This is a genomic window from Erwinia sp. MYb416 (genome assembly GCF_037479575.1).
Lineage (GTDB): Bacteria > Pseudomonadota > Gammaproteobacteria > Enterobacterales > Enterobacteriaceae > Erwinia > Erwinia rhapontici.
On record NZ_JBBGYT010000292.1, the window covers coordinates 1 to 1545 of the forward strand.

Below are 1545 nucleotides of genomic sequence, written 5' to 3' on the forward strand. Positions count from 1 at the left end.
GTGCCGCCCGGTACCAGCGAATCTTCCCCCTCTGCGATTCGCCCGCTTTCCCGTTTTATGCCCTCGCTCCTGTTTGTCAGCCGTCTTTTGCCAGCCTGACCCACAAAGTGGCAGAACCGCCAAGGTCTGCGTGCCGCCGTTTGCCTAGACTACGCAGTGCAAATCTTTATCACTGACACGGAGTTCTACCATGAGAAACGGATTTATCCTGTCCTGCAGCAGACTGTTGCTGACTGTTTTGTTCTTGCTGCCTGTGCTGTGCAGCGCTGCCGCGAATAACGGGGAGCACGATGGCGTGCTGCGTTTTTACCTCGTGCGCCACGGGCAGACACTGTCCAATGTAAAAGAGATGACGATTGGCGGCGGTGGCAATGCTGAACTGACCCGCAAAGGGCGCTATGACGCCAGCAGTCTGGGGCTGGGGCTGTCTGAGGTGCCGTTTATTGCCGCTTACAGCAGCACCCTCGGCCGTGCATACCAGACGGCAAACCTGATCGTGCGCGGGCGCGATATGAAGGTTGTGCAGATCGATGATCTTAAAGATATTTCCTGGGGTGACGCAGAAGGCGGGCGCATCCACGATCTGACAGCGCAGTTTGGTCATTCAGGGGATGATTTTCTTTACTACTTTGGCCCGGTCAGCGACCCGGATTTTGTCTCCCCGGTTCATGCTGAAAATATGGCTGCCTTCTCTCAACGTTTTGAAGGCGCACTGCGTACGATTGCCCGGCAGCACAGGGGTCAAAGCGGCAATATCCTGGTAGCTGCGCACTCCTCAATGGCGTTTTACCTGCAAAAATACCGGGCCGATAAACCGTTATCCGGGTTATCTAACACCAGTGTATCGGTGCTGGAATTCCGCCGCGGGGAATTCCGCTTAACCGACTTCAACAACCGTCGCTGGTTGCAGTCGGGTTATGAACGAGAGAAAGCGCTGCCGCCGCTGGAAATGGTGGTCGTGGTGAACCCGCTGACGCATCTGAAGCAGATTGGGGTGATGGAAGGGACATCGGATTCTGATTTCTCGCCCGCCGGTCGTCAGGCCAATCAGAAAATCGCGGAGCAACTGCGTCAGACACCGTTTATCGGCGCATGGAGCAGTGCGCTGAACAGGGCGGTGAAAACGGCTGAGACAGTGATGCTGCCGCAGGGGATCACCGTGATTCAGGACAAGCGCCTGAATGAGATGTTCCTGGGGCCGTGGGAAGCGGAGACAATCGCCACCCTTAATACCCGCCCCGCTGCGGTCAACCTGCTTACCCCCGGGAGGGTGATTGACTTTGTCCCGGAGAGAGTAGGGGAGCGCGGACGCGTGGCTGCAGTGCGCTTCGATGAGATGCTGTCCGCGCTGGGCTACCAGTATGAATTCAGCAAGGGCAGGCTGGCGGTCTTTACCCATCCGAGGGTGCTGGATGCATTTTTAAGCCAGCGGATACCCGGTTATGTGCATCCGCAGTGGGACACTGCGTACAGTGTGACGCTGACCTATAAAAATGAAACGTTCAACGTCAAGGACGTTAAAACATTCTGAATCCAGGCTAAATC

At 56.3% G+C, this 1545-nt stretch carries 1 protein-coding gene; it reads left to right on the plus strand.

What is annotated here, in order from left to right:
* The first annotated feature begins 190 nt into the window (after window positions 1–190).
* Window positions 191–1531 (plus strand): histidine phosphatase family protein, encoded by a 1341-nt coding sequence (locus tag WH277_RS02640; protein WP_339457930.1) that lies wholly within the window; start codon window positions 191–193, stop codon window positions 1529–1531.
* Window positions 1532–1545: the final 14 nt, after the last annotated feature.